Origin of the sequence: Photorhabdus namnaonensis, from assembly GCF_001684335.1 — a bacterium.
Lineage (GTDB): Bacteria > Pseudomonadota > Gammaproteobacteria > Enterobacterales > Enterobacteriaceae > Photorhabdus > Photorhabdus namnaonensis.
The window spans coordinates 396,748-418,646 of the sequence record NZ_LOIC01000018.1; the positions used below are offsets into that span (position 1 = coordinate 396,748).

Annotated in this window: 16 protein-coding genes; 5 read left to right on the forward strand and 11 right to left on the reverse strand. The window is 42.0% G+C overall.

The genetic code is table 11. The features are described 5' to 3' along the window. Positions 1-3 precede the first annotated feature (3 nt). The gene (gene cueR, locus Phpb_RS04095; RefSeq protein ID WP_065389275.1) at positions 4-405 is read right to left on the reverse strand and encodes a Cu(I)-responsive transcriptional regulator; all 402 of its coding nucleotides are present in this window, start codon (positions 403-405) and stop codon (positions 4-6) included. Positions 406-543: 138 nt separating this feature from the next. Between cueR and copA the strand changes: the two genes are divergently transcribed. From copA to ybaK, 3 genes are all read left to right on the forward strand, one after another. Then, positions 544-3,279 (forward strand): copper-exporting P-type ATPase CopA, encoded by a 2,736-nt coding sequence (copA, locus tag Phpb_RS04100; protein ID WP_065389276.1) that lies wholly within the window; start codon positions 544-546, stop codon positions 3,277-3,279. 349 nt (positions 3,280-3,628) lie between these two features. Then, on the forward strand, positions 3,629-4,441 hold the full coding sequence (locus Phpb_RS04105) for a TraB/GumN family protein (RefSeq protein ID WP_065389277.1): 813 nt from the start codon (positions 3,629-3,631) through the stop codon (positions 4,439-4,441). A 197-nt stretch (positions 4,442-4,638) separates the two neighbouring features. Next, entirely contained in the window at positions 4,639-5,115 is a 477-nt protein-coding gene (ybaK, locus tag Phpb_RS04110) for a Cys-tRNA(Pro)/Cys-tRNA(Cys) deacylase YbaK (RefSeq protein WP_065389278.1), read from the forward strand. 46 nt (positions 5,116-5,161) lie between these two features. On the opposite strand, the gene ushA is transcribed toward ybaK, so the two are convergent. Then, entirely contained in the window at positions 5,162-6,835 is a 1,674-nt protein-coding gene (gene ushA, locus Phpb_RS04115) for a bifunctional UDP-sugar hydrolase/5'-nucleotidase UshA (RefSeq protein WP_065389279.1), read from the reverse strand. A 251-nt stretch (positions 6,836-7,086) separates the two neighbouring features. Between ushA and Phpb_RS04120 the strand changes: the two genes are divergently transcribed. Next, complete coding sequence (locus Phpb_RS04120) at positions 7,087-8,304, forward strand: MFS transporter (protein ID WP_065389280.1); 1,218 nt, start codon at positions 7,087-7,089, stop codon at positions 8,302-8,304. A 241-nt stretch (positions 8,305-8,545) separates the two neighbouring features. Continuing rightward, positions 8,546-10,252 carry a YbaL family putative K(+) efflux transporter gene (gene ybaL, locus Phpb_RS04125; RefSeq protein ID WP_065389281.1) on the forward strand — a complete coding sequence of 569 codons (1,707 nt, stop codon included), beginning with the start codon at positions 8,546-8,548 and terminating at the stop codon, positions 10,250-10,252. A gap of 191 nt (positions 10,253-10,443) precedes the next feature. Here the strand turns inward: ybaL and Phpb_RS04130 are convergent, their stop codons facing one another. The 9 genes from Phpb_RS04130 to dnaX all read right to left on the reverse strand — a co-directional run bounded on the left by Phpb_RS04130 (position 10,444) and on the right by dnaX (position 21,817). After that, positions 10,444-11,055, reverse strand: a complete 612-nt coding sequence (locus Phpb_RS04130; protein WP_065389282.1) for a LysE family translocator — start codon at positions 11,053-11,055, stop codon at positions 10,444-10,446. Between the two features lie 940 nt (positions 11,056-11,995). After that, the gene (locus Phpb_RS04135; RefSeq protein WP_065389283.1) at positions 11,996-13,306 is read right to left on the reverse strand and encodes an inosine/guanosine kinase; all 1,311 of its coding nucleotides are present in this window, start codon (positions 13,304-13,306) and stop codon (positions 11,996-11,998) included. 97 nt (positions 13,307-13,403) lie between these two features. After that, complete coding sequence (gene wzz(fepE), locus Phpb_RS04140; RefSeq protein ID WP_065389284.1) at positions 13,404-14,507, reverse strand: LPS O-antigen length regulator Wzz(fepE); 1,104 nt, start codon at positions 14,505-14,507, stop codon at positions 13,404-13,406. Positions 14,508-14,685: 178 nt separating this feature from the next. Continuing rightward, positions 14,686-15,663 carry a ferrochelatase gene (gene hemH / locus Phpb_RS04145; RefSeq protein WP_065389285.1) on the reverse strand — a complete coding sequence of 326 codons (978 nt, stop codon included), beginning with the start codon at positions 15,661-15,663 and terminating at the stop codon, positions 14,686-14,688. Between the two features lie 176 nt (positions 15,664-15,839). Then, positions 15,840-16,484 carry an adenylate kinase gene (gene adk / locus Phpb_RS04150; protein WP_065389286.1) on the reverse strand — a complete coding sequence of 215 codons (645 nt, stop codon included), beginning with the start codon at positions 16,482-16,484 and terminating at the stop codon, positions 15,840-15,842. A 189-nt stretch (positions 16,485-16,673) separates the two neighbouring features. Beyond that, the gene (htpG, locus tag Phpb_RS04155) at positions 16,674-18,566 is read right to left on the reverse strand and encodes a molecular chaperone HtpG (RefSeq protein WP_205634734.1); all 1,893 of its coding nucleotides are present in this window, start codon (positions 18,564-18,566) and stop codon (positions 16,674-16,676) included. A gap of 265 nt (positions 18,567-18,831) precedes the next feature. Then, entirely contained in the window at positions 18,832-19,437 is a 606-nt protein-coding gene (recR, locus tag Phpb_RS04160) for a recombination mediator RecR (protein ID WP_065389288.1), read from the reverse strand. Beyond that, entirely contained in the window at positions 19,437-19,766 is a 330-nt protein-coding gene (locus tag Phpb_RS04165; protein WP_021323842.1) for a YbaB/EbfC family nucleoid-associated protein, read from the reverse strand. The genes recR and Phpb_RS04165 overlap by 1 nt, the downstream gene beginning before the upstream one ends. A gap of 56 nt (positions 19,767-19,822) precedes the next feature. After that, positions 19,823-21,817 (reverse strand): DNA polymerase III subunit gamma/tau, encoded by a 1,995-nt coding sequence (gene dnaX, locus Phpb_RS04170; protein WP_065389289.1) that lies wholly within the window; start codon positions 21,815-21,817, stop codon positions 19,823-19,825. Between the last annotated feature and the right edge of the window lie 82 nt (positions 21,818-21,899).

Sequence of the window (21,899 nt, forward strand, 5' to 3'; positions counted from 1 at the left end):
CTCTCAGTGATGAGAGCAACAACCCGATAAATGATCTATGATGGGGCATTCAGCCCCATCATCTCCAGGGCACTCTTCCGCCAAAGATAACAATTTACTTCTCATTTTCTGCAACTCTTCAATCGCCTTTTCTATTTCAGCCACCTTATGCAAGGTTGCCGTTTTTACATCAGCACTGTGACGATTGGGATTGCGAAATAACACTAAAAATTCACGGCATTCATCAAGCGTAAAACCGACCTGTTTCGCCTGACACAACAGCGTTAATTCATCAATATGTTTCTGCTGATAATAACGGTAGCCGTTATCCCCCCTTGCCGGCGGTGTAATCAGATCCTTTTCTTCATAAAACCGAATAGCTTTACTGGTAAGACCAGTTTTTTGGGCAACTTCACTGATGTTCATTTTTTCCCCTTGACCTTACCCTTGCGGGAAGGTTTAACCTTCGCAACAAGTCAGAAATTCACTTGAACTGTGTAGATATCATCAATTATCACACAGGTGTGAAGAATAATTACATCACTATGTGTTAGGAGTTTTTTTATGTCACACACAATCATTTTAACCTTGCAGGGACTCTCCTGTATGCATTGTGTTAACAGTGTGAAAAAGGCACTGGCAAATCGTGCAGATGTGGAACAGGCGGATATTACGATTGATTATGCCAAAATCACCGGCGCAGCCTCTGCTGAATCATTAATCGAAACAATTCAAGCAGCCGGTTACGATGCGATAATCGCCAGCCAACCTGACGTTGAACTGGCGCTCTCCGGCCTGAGTTGCATGCATTGTGCCGGTACGACTCGTAAAGCGCTGGAGGCCGTAGATGGCGTTATCGCCGCAGATGTGAACACTGAAACAGCTAAAGTTTACGGTCAAGCCGATGTCGATACGTTGATTGCTGCTGTTGAACAAGCTGGCTATCACGCAAAACTCGCTTCTGGGCAAAACTCCCCAAAATCTGAGCCGCTGACACTACCTGCTTCGAATAGACCGGAACCTTTGGCAGCGGCAACCTCTTCCGTTCCGGTCGAAAAAACTGACGCCTCCGTTGTGAGTGATAGCGATGAGAGCATCCAGTTGTTGTTGGACGGCATGACTTGTGCCAGTTGCGTGAGCAAAGTTCAGAAAGCCCTACAAGGTGTTGATGGCGTGGAAAATGCCAGAGTGAATCTTGCTGAACGCAGCGCTTTAATTACCGGCAGCGCCTCAGAGGAGGCGCTGATTAAAGCAGTAGAAAAAGCCGGGTATGGCGCAGAACTGATTCAGGACGAAGCTGAACGGCGTGAACGTCAGCAACAAGTTTCTGACGCTAATATGCGCCGTTTTCGTTGGCAATCAGCATTAGCATTGGTCGTCGGTATTCCCGTGATGGTGTGGGGCATGATGGGCGATAATATGATGCTCACACCTGAAAACCGTCATATCTGGCTGACTATCGGCGTTATCACGCTTGCCGTGATGATCTTTGCCGGTGGTCACTTCTATCGCAATGCGTGGCAAAGCCTGAAAAACCGTAGTGCCACAATGGACACATTGGTGGCATTAGGAACAGGCGCAGCTTGGCTTTACTCTATCAGTGTCAATCTATGGCCGGATATTTTTCCGCCACAAGCCCGTCATCTCTATTATGAAGCCAGCGCGATGATTATTGGTCTGATAAACCTGGGTCATACTCTGGAACAACGTGCCCGTCAGCGTTCTTCAAAAGCACTGGAACGTCTGCTGGATCTGACACCACCGACGGCCCGTGTGGTGACAGAAGATGGCGAAAAAGAGATGCGATTGGCTGATGTCAAACCCGGCATGACATTACGTTTGGCAACCGGTGATCGTGTTCCCGTTGATGGTGAAATCATGCAAGGTGAGATTTGGATAGATGAAGCAATGCTCACCGGTGAGCCAATTCCACAGCAAAAATCTAAAGGCGATAACATTCATGCCGGTACGACAGTGCAAGACGGTACGGTGCTGTTTACTGCCGCCGCAGTTGGCAGTCAGACAACATTAGCACGAATCATTAAACTGGTCCGTCAGGCGCAAAGCAGTAAGCCCGAAATTGGTCAGTTAGCAGATAAAATTTCCTCCGTGTTCGTTCCCGTTGTGGTCGCGATTGCCCTGATTGCCGGTGCTATTTGGTATTTCGTGGGTCCAGCGCCACAGATCATGTATTCATTGGTCATTATTACCACCGTGTTGATTATTGCCTGTCCCTGCGCTCTTGGGCTGGCGACTCCGATGTCAATTATCTCTGGTGTCGGCCGGGCAGCAGAATTTGGGGTTCTGGTTCGGGATGCGGATGCGCTGCAACAAGCGAGCACCTTAGATACCCTTGTTTTCGATAAAACCGGTACGCTGACGGAAGGGATGCCTCAAGTGACTGATATCCATACTTTTAATGGGTACAGTGAACAAGAGGTATTGCGTTGGGCAGGCGCACTGGAGCAAGGTTCTAACCATCCATTAGCCAAAGCCATTCTTGCCAAAGCCAAAGGGCTGCAATTACCGCAAGTTGAACAATTCCGTACTCTGGCTGGACTCGGTATCAGTGGTGAAGTGAATGGCACAATCTTGTTGCTAGGTAATCAAGCCTGGCTAGAACAAAATCAAGTTGATACGCAAGAATTAAAACCGCTGATTGCTCAACAGGCAGAAAAAGGCATCACACCGGTTCTCCTGGCAGCAGGAGGTAAAGCGGCGGCAGTGCTATCAATTCGCGATCCACTGCGTGAAGATACCATTACTGCATTGCAGCGATTACATCACCAAGGCTACCGTTTAGTGATGTTAACCGGTGATAACCCGGCTACTGCCAATGCGATTGCAAAAGAAGCAGGTATTGATCAAGTGATTGCGGGTGTATTACCTGATGGCAAAGCTGAGGCGATTCAGAAACTGCAAGCAGCAGGTCGCAAGGTTGCTATGGTGGGGGATGGTATTAACGATGCTCCTGCCCTAGCTCAAGCTGATGTGGGGATTGCAATGGGAGGTGGTAGCGATATCGCCATTGAAACCGCGGCGATAACACTGATGCGTCATAGTCTGCATGGTGTGGCTGATGCGATTGAACTGTCCAAAGGAACGCTGCGCAATATGAAACAGAACCTATTGGGGGCATTTATCTACAACACATTAGGGATTCCAATTGCCGCTGGTGTGCTCTATCCCTTTACCGGAACCCTGTTAGATCCGGTAGTCGCAGGTGCGGCAATGGCGCTCTCTTCAATTACGGTGGTGAGTAATGCTAACCGCTTATTGAGGTTTAAACCTAAATTATGAATTACTAAAGAAATAAGTCTGCTTTGATGATGTTGGGGTGAGTCGTAAAGTGAGTCGTAAAAATGCGCATCCATGATCGCATTTTACACTTCTACCCCAGCACTTTTTCATATAGCAATGTCCCCCATGTTACTGCATCAAATCACCACATCTCCGACAATGTTTTCATTACAAATCTCTAGTTATCATTTTTAAAGAACTGGAAAGGTAAATGCAGAGGTCAAGTAAAATCTCCTTGTATACTGAATAGTAGTAAAAGAACATTCAATGGAAATGGATAGAGATACAGTTGTAATATTAACCTAGAAAAATAGCTAGTTTAAAGAATAAATGCTAAACCGGAGCTCAAATGGGACGACTGATTAAACACCTTACCAATATATTAGGAATCAATGCTCTCCATCGTTATCCCTATCCCGCTCACGATATTACACTGGCAGGTGATAGACATTTGCATCTGGTAGGCAGTATTCATATGGGTACGAAAAACATGTTCCCACTTTCAGCAATATTGATAGCACAGCTTAATCAATCCGATACATTAATCGTGGAAGCAGATATTACTCAGTCAGACTCCCCATTTCATGATGAGTTTCAATCATATCACCGTATCGAACAACGTTTATCTTCTGAGATGTATCAGAATTTTCAGGACTGTTGCAATGAGATCCAACAGCAAGAAGAATTCCTCAATCTATTGCCCTCATGGCAAATCGCTTTAATTTTACAAGCTGGACAAGCACAAAACCTTGGATTGCATCCCCAATACGGTATCGATTATCAGCTCCTGAATGCAGCCAAGGCTCAAGGGAAAACGATTATTGAACTAGAAGGTACTGAATCACAAATTAATTTACTTAATCAAATTCCCAATAACGGCCTGCCACTACTGGAAGATACATTAACCCATTGGCACGCAAATGCCCGTGCTTTACAAACCATGATCAGTTGGTGGATGGACTATCAACCAGAACAACAAGAACATGCTTTACCAACAACTTTCAGTAAAGAGATATACCAACTATTGATGACTGAGCGCAATAAACGATGGAATAAGCGTTTACAGGAATTACCTGCCGGTCGATACCTCGTTGCTGTTGGCGTTTTGCATCTGTATGGTGAAGGGAATTTGCCCAAGATGCTGACAGAAAAACAGCATTAAAAAAAGGCCAATATTACATATATCGCTATAATAATATTGGCCAATCATATGAGGTATAATCTGTCATTTTTGTTATTCTTAAGTACGGGATATTACCTGTTTGTATACAAGCAACAGAGCCGTAGTCAGATTATCAATTCCATCATTCCATTTCATCCATTATCTTTAATTACAAAATCATCCTATGTAATGAAATCATGACACCTGCGATCATTTTACTAGAGAAACAGAAAGTTAGCTTTACTCTTCATACCTACGAACACGACGCAAATGAGCATAACTTTGGTGATGAAGCAGTGAGGAAATTAAGACTCAATGCCAGGCAAGTCTTCAAAACTTTGCTGGTTGCACTTAATGGTGAGGCTAAAAATTTGGTAGTAGCGGTCACCCCCGTTTCAAGTGAACTAGATTTAAAAAAGGTCGCCAAAGTTTTTAAAGTCAAAAAAGCTGAGATGGCTGATCCGCAAATCGCCCAGAAAGTGACAGGATATCTCGTCGGCGGGATCAGTCCGCTAGGACAGAAAAAACTCTTGCCAACGGTTATTGATAATCAGGCGCGACAGTTCCCTACTATCTTTGTCTCTGGTGGCAAACGAGGGTTAGATATTGAATTAGCGCCATCTGATCTCTGTAGGTTAGCGAAAGGCACCTTCGCTGATATTGCAAGAGTTTAAATTATTCCCCCAAAAGGGCTGCCAAAATTGCAGCCCTTTCGATTTATCATTCTGTCAGGGATTTTTGATAAATAATTTCACCCTTTGGCTCATAATCAGCCGCTTTCAATGGTGAATGCTTCTCGATATAGTCTTTCAACACTTCTGCATCAACAAAACCGGTGTTGACATAGGTTGGATAATTATCAACTCGTGGATAGCCATCACCACCGATAGCATTAAAGTCAAGCATTGCCATGCGGTAAGTTTTATTCGGCTCTAGTGGCTTTCCACCGATTTTTACCTCTTTAACGCCTTTACCATCAGCGATCAGGCTAACATTCACAAACTGTGCGTAAGCACCAGAATCAACTTTCATATTAGCAATCACTGCCAGATATGGTTCAATTTCGCTGCCTTTCATATCAACGTAAACCAATGAGTTGGCAAATGGATGCACTTTCAACACATCTTTATAAGTGATATCGCCAGATTCAATCGAATCGCGAATACCACCGCCACTCATAATCGCAAAATCGGCATCCGCGCGTTCCATCATGGCAGAGAGGGCAACACGGGCCATATTAGTCTGAACAAAACGAACTTTGCTGCGATCCCCTTCCAATTTACCCTCAATAGAGCCCACTTTTACACCAAGCTGTTTATCACCTTTATCCTGATAAGGCATCAGCAACTTTAACATATCCTGGTTTTGTGCAATTTCATGAGTGTAGTAAACACGTTCAGTAGCACCGTCTCCCTTCTGCACTTTCTTTTTGAGGTTAATAGGGATCAACTGATAGTGAGTCAACTTCAATTCACCATTACGAAATTGGAAATCAGCTCGACCAACGTATTTCCCCCACTCATGAGCCTGGACAATCCAGGTACCGTTCTGACGATCCGGCGAACATGGCGCTCCTGGCACATAATCGATCTGCTTATAATTTTTCTTTTCCGCGGACATACAGACCGGATCTTGTGAGTGACCACCAACAATCATATCCAGATAGCCTGCTGGCAAACTGCGAGCCATTTCAACATCACCCGGCGCATTAGAACCATGATTACCGTTGTCATAGTGTCCCATATGGGTTGCGGCAATAATCACATCTGGCTTTTCATCTCTCTTTAGTTCTTCAACAACCATTTTGGCTTCTGTCGCAGGAACACGAAACTCAACATCAGGGAAATTAGCCGGGTTGCCGATTTTCGCCGTATCATCAGTTGTCAGACCAATAACGGCAATTTTCACACCCTGTTTATCGAAAATGGTATAAGGCTTGAACAAACGTTTGCCGGTGCTTGCTTGGTAAATATTGGCAGCCAGAAATGGAAAATTTGCCCATTTTTCCTGTTGACGTAGTATTGACAGAGGATTATCAAACTCATGGTTCCCCAACGCCATTGCATCATAGCCCACCAAATTCATGCCCTTAAAATCAGGTTCGGCATCTTGCAAATCAGATTCTGGTACACCGGTATTAATATCTCCGCCGGAAAGCAGTAACACACTACCGCCTTTTTTCACGACCTCTTGACGGATTTCATCAACGACCGTTTTTTGAGCGGCTAAACCATACTCACCATAATCGTTATGCCAAAAATGCCCATGATGGTCATTGGTGTGCAAAATGGTAATGTCATAGGTTTTGTCCTTCTCCCACGCACTTGCGATTGCAGGAAGTAATGCTATAGATACAACCAAAGCGCAAGCTGAGGTCTTGAACGAGAGTTTCATGGTATATCTCCATGTTTTTTTTAGTGAATTGCCATGCAAAAACAGCTTCAAAAGCTAACAAGGCGGGATAAATTGATCATTTCTTGAGATAGGTTATGTATGTTATGCAGTTATTAGAACATGTTTTGCTTCGTCTTCGCGGGAGTACCATAAAACTATACCCAAAATAGTAAAAAATCAACTCTCTACCTAATATGTATTAAAATTCAACAAATAACCAATATACTGATTAAGACAGGTTGGCAGCGAATATGAGTGAACAGAGCAATACTACTATAGCCCCATCTCCCACAAGAAAAACCAGGAATACCGTTTTCACTATTCTTGGTGCAATCAGTGTTTCACACTTATTGAACGATATGATCCAATCGCTGATTCTGGCGATTTATCCTTTACTACAATTAGAATTTAACCTAAGTTTTGTGCAAATCGGTATGATCACACTGACCTATCAGATTACCGCCTCGCTATTACAACCACTGATAGGTCTTTATACCGATAAACATCCACAGCCCTATTCATTACCTGTTGGAATGAGTTTCACTTTATCCGGTCTATTACTGCTGGCCTACGCCAACAATTTCTCGTTAATTCTATTAGCATCTGCATTAATTGGTACAGGCTCTTCGGTATTCCACCCGGAATCGTCGCGCGTAGCACGTATGGCATCCGGTGGTCGACACGGATTAGCTCAATCTCTTTTCCAGGTCGGCGGTAATTTCGGCAGTTCCCTTGGGCCTTTGCTAGCTGCTGTGTTTATTGCTCCCTATGGCAGAGGCAACGTTGGCTGGTTCACTCTGGCGGCATTACTCGGTATCATCGTGCTGCTACAGATCAGTAAATGGTATAAAGCTCAGAATTACATCAAGAAAAATCAAACTAAAGCTGACCTCGCCGTCAAAGTTTTATCAAGAAAAACCGTAATAGGTTCCTTGGTTATTTTGCTAATTTTAATATTTTCCAAATATTTTTATCTCACCAGTATCAGTAGCTATTATACTTTTTACTTAATACACAAATTTGGCATTTCCGTACAAAACGCCCAGTTTCATCTGTTTATTTTTTTATTCGCAGTCGCGGCAGGAACCATTATTGGCGGACCGCTTGGTGATAGGATCGGCAGAAAGTATGTTATCTGGATATCTATCCTCGGAGTTGCACCCTTTACATTAGTTTTGCCTTACGCTTCTCTATACTGGACAAGTATTCTATCAGTGATTATTGGTGTGATTCTAGCATCTGCGTTCTCTGCAATCCTGGTATACGCTCAGGAACTTATTCCAGGTAAAACCGGGATGGTATCCGGCCTGTTTTTTGGGCTAGCTTTTGGTATGGGAGGTATTGGCGCAGCGGTACTTGGTGATATTGCAGACAGAACAAGTATTGAACTGATTTATCAGATTTGTGCTTTTCTGCCGTTACTTGGCATATTTACCGCTTTATTACCTAATATAGAAGATAAGAACTAGAAAAATCACCATCCAACCCCACATAAAATTTACTTTTTATGTGGGAATAGTGCTTATTTACCTTATAAATATTCAAATAGAACAACATAAATCCCTGTTACGGGTAATTTAATCCTTTCAATCCATATTTTTTGATGTTTTATTCATTTTTTTAGCGAATTTACCTCGAATTATCTATAAAATACAGTTACACCTACCTCTTCACTATGCTATTTACTAGCCTCAGCACGAAGGAGTCTTAATGGAGCACTCGACACCACTTATCACCACTATCGTTGGCGGGTTCTTTATCGCTTATCTGCTCGGTATGCTGGCACAACGCCTGAAAATCTCACCGCTGGTTGGTTATCTTACTGCGGGAGTACTCGCTGGTCCTTTCACTCCTGGTTTTGTCGCTGATGCATCACTGGCCCCCGAATTGGCAGAAATTGGTGTCATCTTATTGATGTTTGGTGTTGGACTGCATTTTTCACTCAAAGATCTACTCGCTGTAAAATCCATTGCTATCCCCGGAGCGATTGCGCAAATATTGGTCGCGACATTACTCGGAGTAGGATTATCAGCAATACTGGGGTGGGAATTATTTAGCGGTATCGTCTTTGGTCTCTGTCTATCAACCGCCAGTACCGTTGTTCTGTTACGAGCGTTAGAAGAACGCCAACTGATCGATAGCCAACGAGGTCAAATAGCTATTGGCTGGCTGATTGTCGAAGATCTGGCGATGGTGCTGACTCTGGTATTACTGCCTGCGGCTGCCGGTATTCTTGGTAATAAAGAAGCCGATATCGGGCAGTTAGTTATCGAACTCGCCATAACCGTCGGCAAAGTTATCGCGTTTATCCTGCTGATGATTGTTGTTGGCCGTCGTCTAATTCCGTGGGTACTGGCAAAAACCGCCAGTACTGGCTCCAGGGAACTGTTTACCCTTGCCGTGTTGGTTATTGCCTTGGGTATCGCTTACGGCGCCGTTGCTCTGTTTGATGCTTCATTCGCACTAGGGGCGTTCTTCGCCGGTATGGTATTAAACGAATCAGAACTAAGCCACCGTGCCGCCCAGGATACGCTGCCACTCAGAGATGCTTTCGCCGTATTGTTCTTCGTTTCTGTTGGCATGCTGTTCGACCCAATGGTCCTCATTCAACAGCCACTATCTATATTGGCAACGTTAGCAATCATTATTATTGGTAAGTCCGCGGCTGCAATGTTACTCGTAAAGATGTTCGGCCACTCACGCCGGACTGCGCTGACAATTTCAGTCAGTCTGGCACAAATCGGTGAATTCGCCTTTATTCTGGCTGGTCTTGGAGTCGCACTCGGCCTGCTTGATGCAAATGCCCGTAACCTTGTTCTGGCTGGCGCGATTGTTTCTATCATGCTAAACCCAGTTCTATTCAGCCTGTTGGATCGCTATCTGGAAAAAACAGAAACTATTGAGGAACAGTTGCTGGAAGAAACGCTGGAAGAAGAGACGCAAATTCCTGTCGATATCTGCGGTCACACTATCGTTGTCGGCTACGGACGTATCGGCAGCTTGCTATGCCAACGCTTGCAGGAAAAAGAGATCCCTCTGGTTGTTATTGAAAACACCAGAGCCAAATTTGAAGAACTCGGTGAACAGGGTATCAGTGCCGTCATGGGCAACGCCGCCAGCAAAGATATTATGTCACTGGCTCGCTTGGATTGCGCCTGCTCCCTTCTACTGACCATTCCCAATGGCTATGAAGCAGGTGAGATTGTCGCTAGTGCGAGAGAAGCACGCCCAGATATTAATATCATTGTCCGAGCTGACTACGACGATGAAGTTACCTATATCACGGAGCGTGGGGCTAGCCACGTTATTATTGGCGAGCGTGAAATTGCCAAAACAATGGCAAGTGTATTAGCTAGCAGTGAGCAAGGCTATCCGACTGAGCCTCCCTCTGCGTCGCCCTTTTCGCCATTAATCTGAGAAGACGCGACTGTTGATAGAATAATTCCCTATTCTTTACCGAGTAGGGATCATGAGCCATCCTTATCACTTTAGGTACCGGTGATAAGGATGGTTCAGAGGGAACAAAGCTTTCAGTTACAGTATCGATCTACTCAATTCTGTACAGCAAAAATCAATCGGAAAGTCGTAATATCAAATATTTCATTACGTCAAAGATATAAAACACCTTTCATTGACGTGTAAAACATTGAAACAGAGAAAACACATAACACTAAAGAAGCGAGACGATAAAACAGATCAGGTTTTAAACTCCCTTTTCCCAGCTTTCCTGCATATAGCATTTTCCCAACCCCCACCCAAATTAAAGAAACAGGCAATAACGCGCAAACAAAAACCGCCATACATGGAATGTATTCTGACCACAAAGTAAATGCAGTAAGAGGAAATATATATGTAGCAAACACAAAAGCCTTAGGATTCAGCAACGTGGCAAATAATACCGTGATAAAGTGGATTTTCGCCGCATTCTTGTCTAATGAGAAATGCCAAACTTTAAAAGCCAAATAAGCAATGTATGTCGAAGCACACATCTTTAAGATAACTAATGACCATACGAAAGCATGAGAGACAGTAGATAAAAATAACCCCCACAAACTAATTGCTGTTATATAACCCAGTGCCTCAGCTAATATCAGCCTGAGTGTACTAATAAAACCATGTGAATATCCAGATGATACCAAAAGAGTATTGGTTGGTCCCGGCATAATTAAGACCATACTCACCATACTGGCAATTCTTATATAATCGTAGTAACTATTCATAGTATCCTCAATGGCTGTTATAGATAATAATTAATTATTTGAAATATAATAGGAAATTTCTAATAGAAAATTTCATCACGTTCCTCCATCTCTTTAAATTAACAATAATAAGTTATAGTCATTAAATACTATGACTTTCATTTAATTGCTATTAACTACGTCTTTTCTTCAAATGTGAGTAATATCAATAACTCCAATTCAATAATAAAAGATACAAAAAACCTGTCCTAATATAGGCCATAAATTTAAATAATTACAGCAAACACTAACTCACATATCAATACTATATAAAAGATATGAAACTCCGTATCATCATAGAGGCTATTTCTAGAATATAGCAGCACAAATCCATATATAACTAATATCATTTCTATATATGGTCGATATCATTTCAATATATAAAGAATATCATTTCAGTATATTACTAATAAAGGAGTATCTTCCAGCCAATCATCTTGATTATAATCAGTAAAATCAATAATTGAAAAATCAGTTCCAAAATTTTTCAACATTGTGATTTTAGTCCAAATTCATTCTTTACTTGATCCCTCCAAAAATAAATGAAAAATACTTAAATAAGCACAAGTTAGATTGGTAACTTTAGCGACACATAGATATATTACAAATGTGCTCCTATGCATAATTATCATATATAAAACAACAGGATAAATTATAAATAAAAAACAAGTAGAAAATTTAAATTGCATATTTTTGCTACCTGAGTGACATAAATATTCTATTAAAAAATATTTATTACATATTATGTGAATTTATTTAAACAGATATATAAACAAGAATAAAATAATTTTTCCTTTATAAATTCAAAAAAAATCATTATTCTTAATTAAATAAACCTTAACTATCATTTATAACTTTAATAAATGATTTTGTACCTAAATTTCGGCGCCGTATAAATTAATACGGTGCCGAAATTTTAGAATTATCGTTCCCAATAAGACTCTTCCAAACTATCTTCTTTTTCAGGTAAACCACGACTTAATCGAGGAGAATGCTGACTCAATACCTGATAGCTAACTCTGTTCGCATATTTACAAACCTGAGCAAGTGATGAATATGTCAGATAAGTACGGATATGTTTGCTGGAATTAGGCACATTCATTCTGTGATGATTGTTGGCCGTTATATCATGCAGTAAAGCAGATAAAGCACCATCACCCGCCCCATTGGTATTCATGATTTTTTCCGGCCCCCCCATATAAGGTTCAATATGGGAATAAACTTTCATTGGGATTTGGCAATCAGATTTACGCATAGCGCGGCTGAATTCATAACGGTTAAATTCAGCAATAGCCCCCGGTAGCAATGGGTGAGTTGTCTGACGCATGTAATCTTTTTCCGTATAACCTGCCATATATAGTCCAGCCGGACCAGCGGTACACAAAACTAAATCAACCCAATCCAACGCCATATCTGAAGCTAATAACGGATCACTGCAACCAGTAAGCTCATAAGCCTCATCTTCATTCATTGCCAGAACAGAAATATTCTCAACTAAAAAGTCACGCCACCATTGTGGATCATCAGCAATAACGTATTTTGTCCCCAGCGTCAGAACGACAGGCACACTATGTTTTTTCGCATATTCGATGGCCTTCATAGTCGCTTCTGGCATTGGTTCTCCCGGTTTACAACGAACCAGGTAAGCGGTTAACACCAATGCAGAAGCTTCAGCAATAATCTTCTCAGGAATACTCTCCGGCTTAAGTTGATTCATTTGCCCAGGACTAATGGCAAAAGTGCGCTCACCATTTTCCGTTACTAACGTAAAACAGCGCCCAATTGCCCCGTTCACACCTTGTAAGTAGTTCAGATCAGTACGGCTAGACGTGTTACATAAATAGCGGTAAGCATAGCTGCCAATCTGAATATTATTGCACATAGTACCTAGTAAGACAGAACGATCATCGGCAAGAACCGAGTAATTATGTAAGGTATTACCAATAGTACCGCCAGCAAATTCGTGGCTAATAAGATTATTATCAGTAAGTTCTTTATACAGGACCTCAGCAACATCATCTTCAATAACTAATGAATGCCCTTGGCTGAGGTTATAGCGCTGGATAAAATCTTCGTCTACTTTCGCTTCAATATCTACTAATGTCTGATCGATACCAACGATATAAGCTCGGTTATTCTCCCCATCCATCATCTCTTTAATTGGCTGGAGTAAAGGATCACGCAGACTGACGGGAAAATAGTGTTTTGATTTACGTTTACCGGGGAATTTCATTTTTGGTTGATGCTATAACGCTAAAAGATGCAGCATATTAGCACAACAAAAGACTAACAGGCAGCAAATGTCATTCGACATTTGCTGCCAAAGAAGACTAAGCCGCTTGTCGACGACTACGTACCATATGACGGATCAGAACAAACACTACAGCCAAGATCAGCCCAACGAAAGCACTGCCTACTAAAATAAGTAAACGCTTCGGTGAATCTTTCGCCGTTGGCTCATAAGGAGACTGCATATATCTGAATGGTTGGAAATTAACGGTATCTATTTTAAGTGCTTTAAGTGCCTCTATATAAAACAAACGGTTACGTAAGTCAGCATCAACTGAGGTGGGATCTTTAATATCCTCGGTAATTTTCAGCTTACGTTGTAATGCATCAGCACCCAAAGCAATGGAATAATCTGGATCGTCTTTGATCATTGCACCTTCACTGGAAATAGGTTTCTTAATTCCTGCTGAATTAGCAATAGATAATGCATGTTTCAATCGCTCGATATTTGCTTCCTGTATATTATTCACGCGATTTAAATCAACCTTATATAAACCTTCAGAGTAAACAAGCTTTTGTTTCACCATATCACTTAATTCACTCTTTACCTGCTCACGAACAACAGACGACACATAGTCAATATAACCCTTTAACAGGTTATATGCATCCTCAGCAGTTCCAGCACTGAAAGTCAATTTAGTTTCACCATTGTCATCATCTTTCTCCGCTTTTGAAAAAGATGAAATATTATCATTTACAATTTTTTCAATAAGTTTTCTTTTTGCAAACGGTGAATGATCATCTGATTTTGCTATCAGATTTTTAAAATAATCTGTATTGACCAAATATTCTTCACGTAAAACCCGTGAATCAAAATTATTTAAAAAACGATTATACAACGACGACGAAGTTATTGATGGTTGTAAATTTAAAACCTCTAACTTAGTCAGGGTATCTTTAAGTGGTTGTATCTCTTCAAGTTGAGGTTTAACAACAGAAGCCGAACTACTCCACTTTTGTGGCATCAAAGATGCTGCCGCAAAGCCAATAACAGCAAAAAGAATAGTAACAGCAATAATCAATAACTTTGATTGAAATAAAACAGAGAATAACTCAAACAAATCAATTTCATCATCTTGTTTTGAATTGTAATAATTAAAATATTCTTCACTGAAATTAGTGTCTTTAATCGGTTTATTACTCATTATTTATATCCAAATTCAAATATGCTGTTACTAATTGATATACAAAACATCATCCCACTAGCCCATAGGTTAATTCCTATTTACTCTGAAATAAGCATGGCATTTCCACCAAGCTAGCATCCGTGTAGCAATATACCCTAAAAAGCCAATGAACCCTAATGATAGATTAATCCTATCACTATTCATTCCCGTTTCTGACAAACCCGTTGACCAACGCTTCAAGGAGTAAAATATGGCTTGTATTGTCGTTAAGCGCAGGAATATATTCGAATTTTTCTCCACCCGCACTAAGAAATATCTCTTTATTTAGCTGTTTTATCTCTTCCAAAGTTTCCAGACAATCAGACGAAAAGCCGGGGCAAATCACCTGAATATGTTTTACTCCCTGATTAGGCAGGGATTTCACTGTTTGATCCATATATGGCGTCAACCATTGTTCACGACCAAAACGTGACTGATAAGCCACCATTACCCGTTCTGCCGGATAATTAATTGCCTGCTTTAGTAAGCGTGTTGTTAACTTACACTGTTCAGCATAAATATCACCCGTATCAGCATAACGCTGCGGAATGCTATGGTAGGAAAACAATAATCGGTCAGGTTGACCATGCTTATCGAAACTCTGCTCAATAGTCTCTTTCAGCGCAGAAATATAGGCCGGATGATCAGCATAACTACGAATAAAGTGAATCCCAGGAATAGTACGATATTTCTGCAATACCTGACTGACACCATCAAATACCGCCGCAGATGAGGAACTAGAATATTGGGGATAAAGTGGTAATACAATTAGCTGCTCAACATTCTGCTTAAGTAAGTTGTCAATCGCTTGCTCAAGAGATGGAGAGCCGTAATTCATTCCAAGTTCAACAGGGATGTCAGCAAGCCTTTCTGCCAGTAATTTCTGTTGCCGACGGCCATATACCAACAGAGGAGAACCTTCATCCATCCAAATTTTCTGGTATAACTTTGCTACACGTGAAGAACGTAAAGGCAAAACAAATCCATATAATATTGGCTTCCAGATGAATCGAGATAAATCTATGACTCTTTTATCGCTCAGAAACTCAGCTAAATAACGTCTTACAGCCTTAGTTGTCGGTTTATCAGGAGTACCAAGATTAACTAATAAAACACCATATTTACCGTTGTTCATTATGTCGATCCTTAATTGTTTCTCTAGTGAAAACCCTAACACAATAAAATACAGATGAAAATCATGTTTATCTACGCAAACAATCAAGAAAAACCGACCAATTTACATGATATAGTAAATAAATAATATAAGATAAGGCGACTTGTTAGTCGCCTTTTAAGAATCATTTAGGTTGATTAACCTAAAATTTCAGTTAATTCTTCGCTAATCTCAGATACCTTACGAGTACCATCAATTCTAAAATATTTAGTATAATCTACCTCTGCTTCTTTTCGGTAGTAGGATATTAAAGGTGCTGTCAGTTGATGATATTCAACTAAACGTTTACGCACGATATCTTCGTGGTCGTCTTTACGAATGGTCAACTCTTCACCCGTAACATCATCCTTGTTCTCCACTGCCGGTGGATTAAATTTGATGTGATAAACACGGCCAGATAGCGCATGTATACGGCGCCCAATGATACGTTCAATAATGAGTTCATCGGGAACATCGAACTCCAGGACATAATCAACATTAATCCCCGCTTCTTTCATTGCATCAGCCTGGGGAATAGTACGGGGGAACCCATCCAACAAGAAACCATTGCGGCAGTCATCTTGTTTGATGCGCTCTTTGACCAAAGCAATTACCAGTTCATCAGTGACCAGCTTGCCATGATCCATCAGAGCTTTCGCTTTTAAACCTAATTCTGTGCCAGCCTTAACCGCAGTACGCAACATATCGCCAGTAGAAATTTGAGGGATCCCATATTTCTCCACGATGAATTGCGCCTGAGTCCCTTTACCGGCGCCCGGAGCGCCCAGCAGAATAATACGCATTGCGTAAATCCCCTTGCTAGTTAGTTTTTATATTTTCAGAAAACGAATCACCATACCATTTAGCATGGGGTTCGCTCAAGGAAACAGGTAAACGATTTCGTGATATTTTTCTCTAAAAATAAACCACGCCCCATCTTATTATTAGAGGAGAGGCGTGGTTTACAATCGTTATCAAGAAATATAGTTAAATCAAGCTTTTTCAGACAATAACAACTGATTCATACGGCGAATAAACTGATTTGGGTCTTCTAATGTGCCACGTTCAGCAAACAATGCCTGATCAAGCAACAGTTCAATCCAATCCGCAAATTGAGCCTCATCACTGATATCAGCAGCCAGTTTTACCAACTGATGATCAGGATTCAGTTCAAAATTGTACTTAACATCCGGCACTTGTTGACCAGCCGCAGCAAACAATTTCGCCATCTGCGTGCTCATTTCATCCGCATTTGTTGTCACAATTGCTGGAGTATCAGTCAGACGGTGAGTCAATTTAACCTCTTTCACGCGATCACCAAGCAGTGTTTTCACACGCTCAACAAACGGTTCCAGTTGCTTTTCAATTTCTTCCTGCTCGGCTTTGTTTTCATCTGCTAATTTATCCAGGGACTCATCGGCTTTACTGACTGACTGGAATTTTTTACCATCAAAATCAGTGAGGTATCCCATCATCCATTCATCAATGCGCTCTGACAGCAACAGAACTTCAATACCTTTTTTACGGAACAACTCCAAATGAGGACTGTTTTTCGCCGCAGCATAACTGTCTGCGGTGATATAGTAGATCTTATCCTGACCTTCAGTCAGCCTGCTAACATACTCTTCCAGAGAAACTGTCTGCGCCGAGCTATCATTATGAGTAGAAGCAAAACGCAGCAATTTAGCGATAGTTTCCTTGTTGGTACTATCCTCTGCCGGACCTTCTTTCATTACCAGACCAAACTGTTGCCAGAATTGCTGGTACTTTTCCGCATCATCTTTCGCCAGTTTATCCAGCATCTGTAATGCACGTTTAGTCAGTGCATTACGTAAATTACGAGTAATAGAATTATCTTGTAAGATTTCACGGGAAACATTCAGCGGTAAATCGTTGGAGTCAATCAGGCCGCGGACAAAGCGTAAATAGTTCGGCATAAACTGTTCCGCATCATCCATAATAAACACACGCTGGACATACAATTTCAGCCCGTGCTTATGCTCACGGTTCCACATATCCCACGGAGCCTGAGACGGAATATAGAGCATGCTAGTATATTCCTGTTTACCTTCTACGCGGTTATGGCTCCAAATCAGCGGATCAGAAAAATCATGAGAAATATGTTTGTAGAACTCTCTGTACTCTTCATCTGTAATTTCAGATTTGCCACGAGTCCACAAAGCTTGAGCTTTATTAATCTTCTCCCAAGTTACTGTATCCTCTTCACCCTCTTCTTCGCTCTTGTTTTTGGTTTCAATTTCAACCGGCAAGGCAATATGGTCAGAGTATTTACTGATAACAGAACGCAAACGCCAGTCATTCAGGAATTCATCTTCTCCTTCACGTAAATGAAGGGTGATCTCTGTACCGCGCGTCTCTTTTTCAATATCAGCAACCGTGTAATCGCCTTCTCCGGCAGATTCCCAGAATACGCCCTGATCAATTGAAGCGCCAGCCGCACGAGTACGCACAGTGACTTTATCAGACACAATAAATGCAGAGTAAAACCCAACACCAAACTGACCAATTAACTGGCTGTCTTTAGCCTGATCTGAACCAATAGATTCCAGAAAAGCTTTTGTTCCTGATTTAGCGATTGTTCCAAGATTATCGATAACTTCATCACGAGTCATACCAATGCCGTTATCACTAATCGTGATGCTTCTCTTTTCTTTATCAAAAGAAAGACGAACGCGTAGTTCACCATTATTTTCATAAAGTTCTGGAGCAGATAATGCGCGGAAACGTAATTTGTCAGCAGCATCGGAAGCGTTTGAGATTAGCTCACGAAGGAAAATCTCTTTATTGGAATAGAGTGAATGGATCATTAATTGCAGAAGTTGTTTTACTTCAGACTGAAATCCACGGGTTTCCTGACCTTTCATACTCATTTATTACCTCAATCTAAATCCAGTTCAGATAGACAAAATCAGACGATAATATGCAGATGGGGATAAATAAGTTGAATTTCAAGTTTGATTATCCAAAAGAATTATGAAGTCACTTTTGCTGACAACAGAATGAACTCAAAGGCATGCGCCACATAAATGTAGCGCCTCAAAACCTTTACGACTTGTTCTAACCAGACTACAACTCTGTTCAAGCACATATTCAATCACAACTCGAAAACCGTAAGGCATTAACAGAAAATCAATAAGTAATCTTCTGCCGCCCGGCAATTGAATGAGACAATGTTGTACCATCTACCATCTCAAGTTCACCACCAACCGGTACACCATGAGCAATACGACTTGCTGTCACACCGTACTGAACGCATATCTCTGCGATATAATTGGCAGTAGCCTCTCCCTCCACTGTCGGATTAGTCGCCAGAATCACCTCTGAAATCTCTTCACTAGAAAGACGATCCTCAAGACGATCTAAACCAATATCCATTGGACCAATACCATCTAATGGAGATAAATGGCCCATCAATACAAAGTAACGCCCGGCAAACTGCCCAGTTTGTTCAATAGCATGGATATCCGCAGGATTTTCAACCACACAGATTTGACCGTTTTGTTGACGGCGTAGATTAGCACAAATCGTGCACTGTTCCTGTTCGGTAAAAGTCCGGCAATATTTGCAGTGTCCAATTTCTGACATCGCTCTGGTCAATGCCTGAGCCAAACGCATTCCACCACTGCGATCACGCTGGAGCAGATGAAAAGCCATCCGCTGCGCAGATTTAGGGCCAACCCCTGGTAAACAGCGTAATGCTTCCATCAAGGACTCAAGGAGAGGACTGGTTTGCATCAGAATGGCATCTTAAAGCCTGGCGGCAGTTGCATCCCACTGGAAACACTTGCCATTTTCTCTTTCTGAGTCTCTTCAATACGACGAGCTGCGTCATTGAATGCGGCAGCAATCAGGTCTTCCAGCATCTCTTTGTCATCTTCCATCAGACTTGGATCGATCTCAACACGACGGCAATTATGAGCACCATTGATAGTCACTTTAACCAAACCCGCACCCGATTCACCCGTCACTTCCAGATTGGCGATCTCTTCTTGCATTTTCTGCATTTTGTCCTGCATTTGCTGGGCCTGTTTCATCAAATTGCCCAAACCACCTTTACCAAACATAGATTTCTCTCTTCGCTATGGCTACATCGTACAACAAGGTACAGATTGCAGCATGGTTAAACCGGTCGGATACTCTCTTCATCCAATTCAGCATCAAATACCTGCCGCAATGTTTGAATAGTTTTATCCGCAATAATTGATTGGCGAGCTTGTGCCAATTTCTCTTCATAAATGGCTTGTCGCCACTCCAGCGGAGTTTTCTCCGCAGGATTATCATCTTCAATAATGCTGAATTCAACCGTTGCGCCATACAACTCGCTCAAAGCCCCCGCTAATGATTTTTGTGCGAAAGCGGAATTAAGGTGACTCTGGCTCGAACGTAGGTGTAAACGGATGTTATTCGCGCTAACCTGCTCTTTGAACGCATTTAATGCCAATTGCTGCACCAGCTTAGGAATTTTAAGTTTACCAACTTCTGCGGCCCATGCATCTCTCTGTTTAGATTCTTCCGCTAATTTATCTACCAGCTCTGGGGTTTTCTCATGTTCCAAAGCTGTTCTTAAAGCGTTTGGTGTAGCCACATGAGTTTCTGTTTTCTCCTCAATATTCTTGGCTCGCCAACGATAAGCTTCTTTTTTCTCAGGTTTGTTTTCCTGTTTTTTATCTATTGATGACTGAGGTCGCTGTCCTGACACTGCGGCAAGCCGTTCCAATGCTGAAGTTGTTGACTTCATTTTAACAGGTGTAGCCGATTCAGGCTTTTTTGTTGGCGTTTGCTCTTGCTGTCGGGATAACACACTCCTTGCTTTCAGCAACTGCGCGGTTGGGCTTGATGAAAGCGCCTGAGGTATCTGAGGTTGCGACGGAGAAGTTCTATCCAATTGTGCCGGTTCATTAATATCATTAGCAGGTGGCACATCCCCCTGATCACTCTGTTTATGTTTCGGCTGTGCTGTAACTGGTGTTGTAACTGATGGTATAACCGCAGGATTTACCACCGGCGCAGCAACCTCTTCAATAACTTTTTTGGGATGAAATGCCAAAGCTCTGAACAGAGCCATTTCAACCCCCATCCTGCGCTCCGGTGCATACGGCAAGTCCCTACGACCAATCAGCAAAGTTTGATAATAAAGTTGCAAATCTTCCGGTGAAATAGCTTTTGCCAATATGCGCAAACGACCTTCAATCGATGAAGAAACGATCTCTGGTTGGGAAGGTAATAGTTGGAGCATTGCAATCCGATGTAGCAATGAAAGGATCTCTACCAACAAATCTTCCCAGTCAGCACCACGTGAAGCAACTTGTTCCACCAATGCCATAACCTGCTGACCGTCAGCTCGAATCAATGCTTCAATAATTGATAACGGTTGCTCATCATCTAATGTTCCTAGCATCAAGCTAACTATTTCGGCTGTTACCTGGCCCTGCCCGATAGCAATAGCCTGATCTGTTAGACTCAACGCATCACGCATGCTGCCATCAGCAGCGCGAGCCAATAGCTGACGAGCACGGCTGTCACTCTCTATATATTCAGCTTTAAGAATACGTTCAAGCTGATCGCTTATTTGACCAATATCCAGCGATTTGAGATGGAACTGCAAGCAACGGGAAAGAATGGTCACTGGCAATTTTTGCGGATCAGTCGTCGCCAGTAGAAACTTCACATGCTCAGGCGGCTCTTCCAACGTTTTCAATAATGCATTAAAACTGTGGCGGGAAAGCATATGAACTTCATCAATCAGGTAGACTTTAAAACGTCCACGAACCGGAGCATATTGCACGTTATCTAGCAATTCGCGCGTATCTTCAACTTTGGTACGGGAAGCCGCATCAATTTCAATTAAATCGACAAATCGCCCATGTTCAATTTCAAGGCAATTAACACATTTACCACAAGGCTTATCAGTAATACCCATTTCACAATTTAGCCCCTTGGCAAACAAACGGGCGATCGTTGTTTTCCCGACACCTCTCGTGCCAGAAAATAAATAGGCGTGATGAAGCCGGCCGTGGGCAAGACCATTAGCCAACGCAGTCAGGATATACTCCTGACCAATAACATCAGAAAATATTTGTGGGCGCCACTTACGGGCAAGTACCTGATAGCTCATTGATACCGGGAAAATCGAATACAGTTGGGTACCATGCTAACACAGCCTCACTACAGACAGCGAGGCCGATATGTTAGTAATA

Bases quoted from the DNA above. Each gene is read 5' to 3' on its own strand.
- Phpb_RS04120 (WP_065389280.1), top strand. From the start codon at position 7,087: ATGAGTGAACAGAGCAATACTACTATAGCCCCATCTCCCACAAGAAAA.
- Phpb_RS04135 (WP_065389283.1), bottom strand. From the start codon at position 13,306: ATGAAATTCCCCGGTAAACGTAAATCAAAACACTATTTTCCCGTCAGT.
- ybaK (WP_065389278.1), top strand. From the start codon at position 4,639: ATGACACCTGCGATCATTTTACTAGAGAAACAGAAAGTTAGCTTTACT.
- adk (WP_065389286.1), bottom strand. From the start codon at position 16,484: ATGCGTATTATTCTGCTGGGCGCTCCGGGCGCCGGTAAAGGGACTCAG.
- Phpb_RS04165 (WP_021323842.1), bottom strand. From the start codon at position 19,766: ATGTTTGGTAAAGGTGGTTTGGGCAATTTGATGAAACAGGCCCAGCAA.
- Phpb_RS04105 (WP_065389277.1), top strand. From the start codon at position 3,629: ATGGGACGACTGATTAAACACCTTACCAATATATTAGGAATCAATGCT.
- copA (WP_065389276.1), top strand. From the start codon at position 544: ATGTCACACACAATCATTTTAACCTTGCAGGGACTCTCCTGTATGCAT.
- recR (WP_065389288.1), bottom strand. From the start codon at position 19,437: ATGCAAACCAGTCCTCTCCTTGAGTCCTTGATGGAAGCATTACGCTGT.
- ushA (WP_065389279.1), bottom strand. From the start codon at position 6,835: ATGAAACTCTCGTTCAAGACCTCAGCTTGCGCTTTGGTTGTATCTATA.
- Phpb_RS04130 (WP_065389282.1), bottom strand. From the start codon at position 11,055: ATGAATAGTTACTACGATTATATAAGAATTGCCAGTATGGTGAGTATG.
- hemH (WP_065389285.1), bottom strand. From the start codon at position 15,663: ATGAACAACGGTAAATATGGTGTTTTATTAGTTAATCTTGGTACTCCT.
- dnaX (WP_065389289.1), bottom strand. From the start codon at position 21,817: ATGAGCTATCAGGTACTTGCCCGTAAGTGGCGCCCACAAATATTTTCT.
- htpG (WP_205634734.1), bottom strand. From the start codon at position 18,566: ATGAAAGGTCAGGAAACCCGTGGATTTCAGTCTGAAGTAAAACAACTT.
- ybaL (WP_065389281.1), top strand. From the start codon at position 8,546: ATGGAGCACTCGACACCACTTATCACCACTATCGTTGGCGGGTTCTTT.
- cueR (WP_065389275.1), bottom strand. From the start codon at position 405: ATGAACATCAGTGAAGTTGCCCAAAAAACTGGTCTTACCAGTAAAGCT.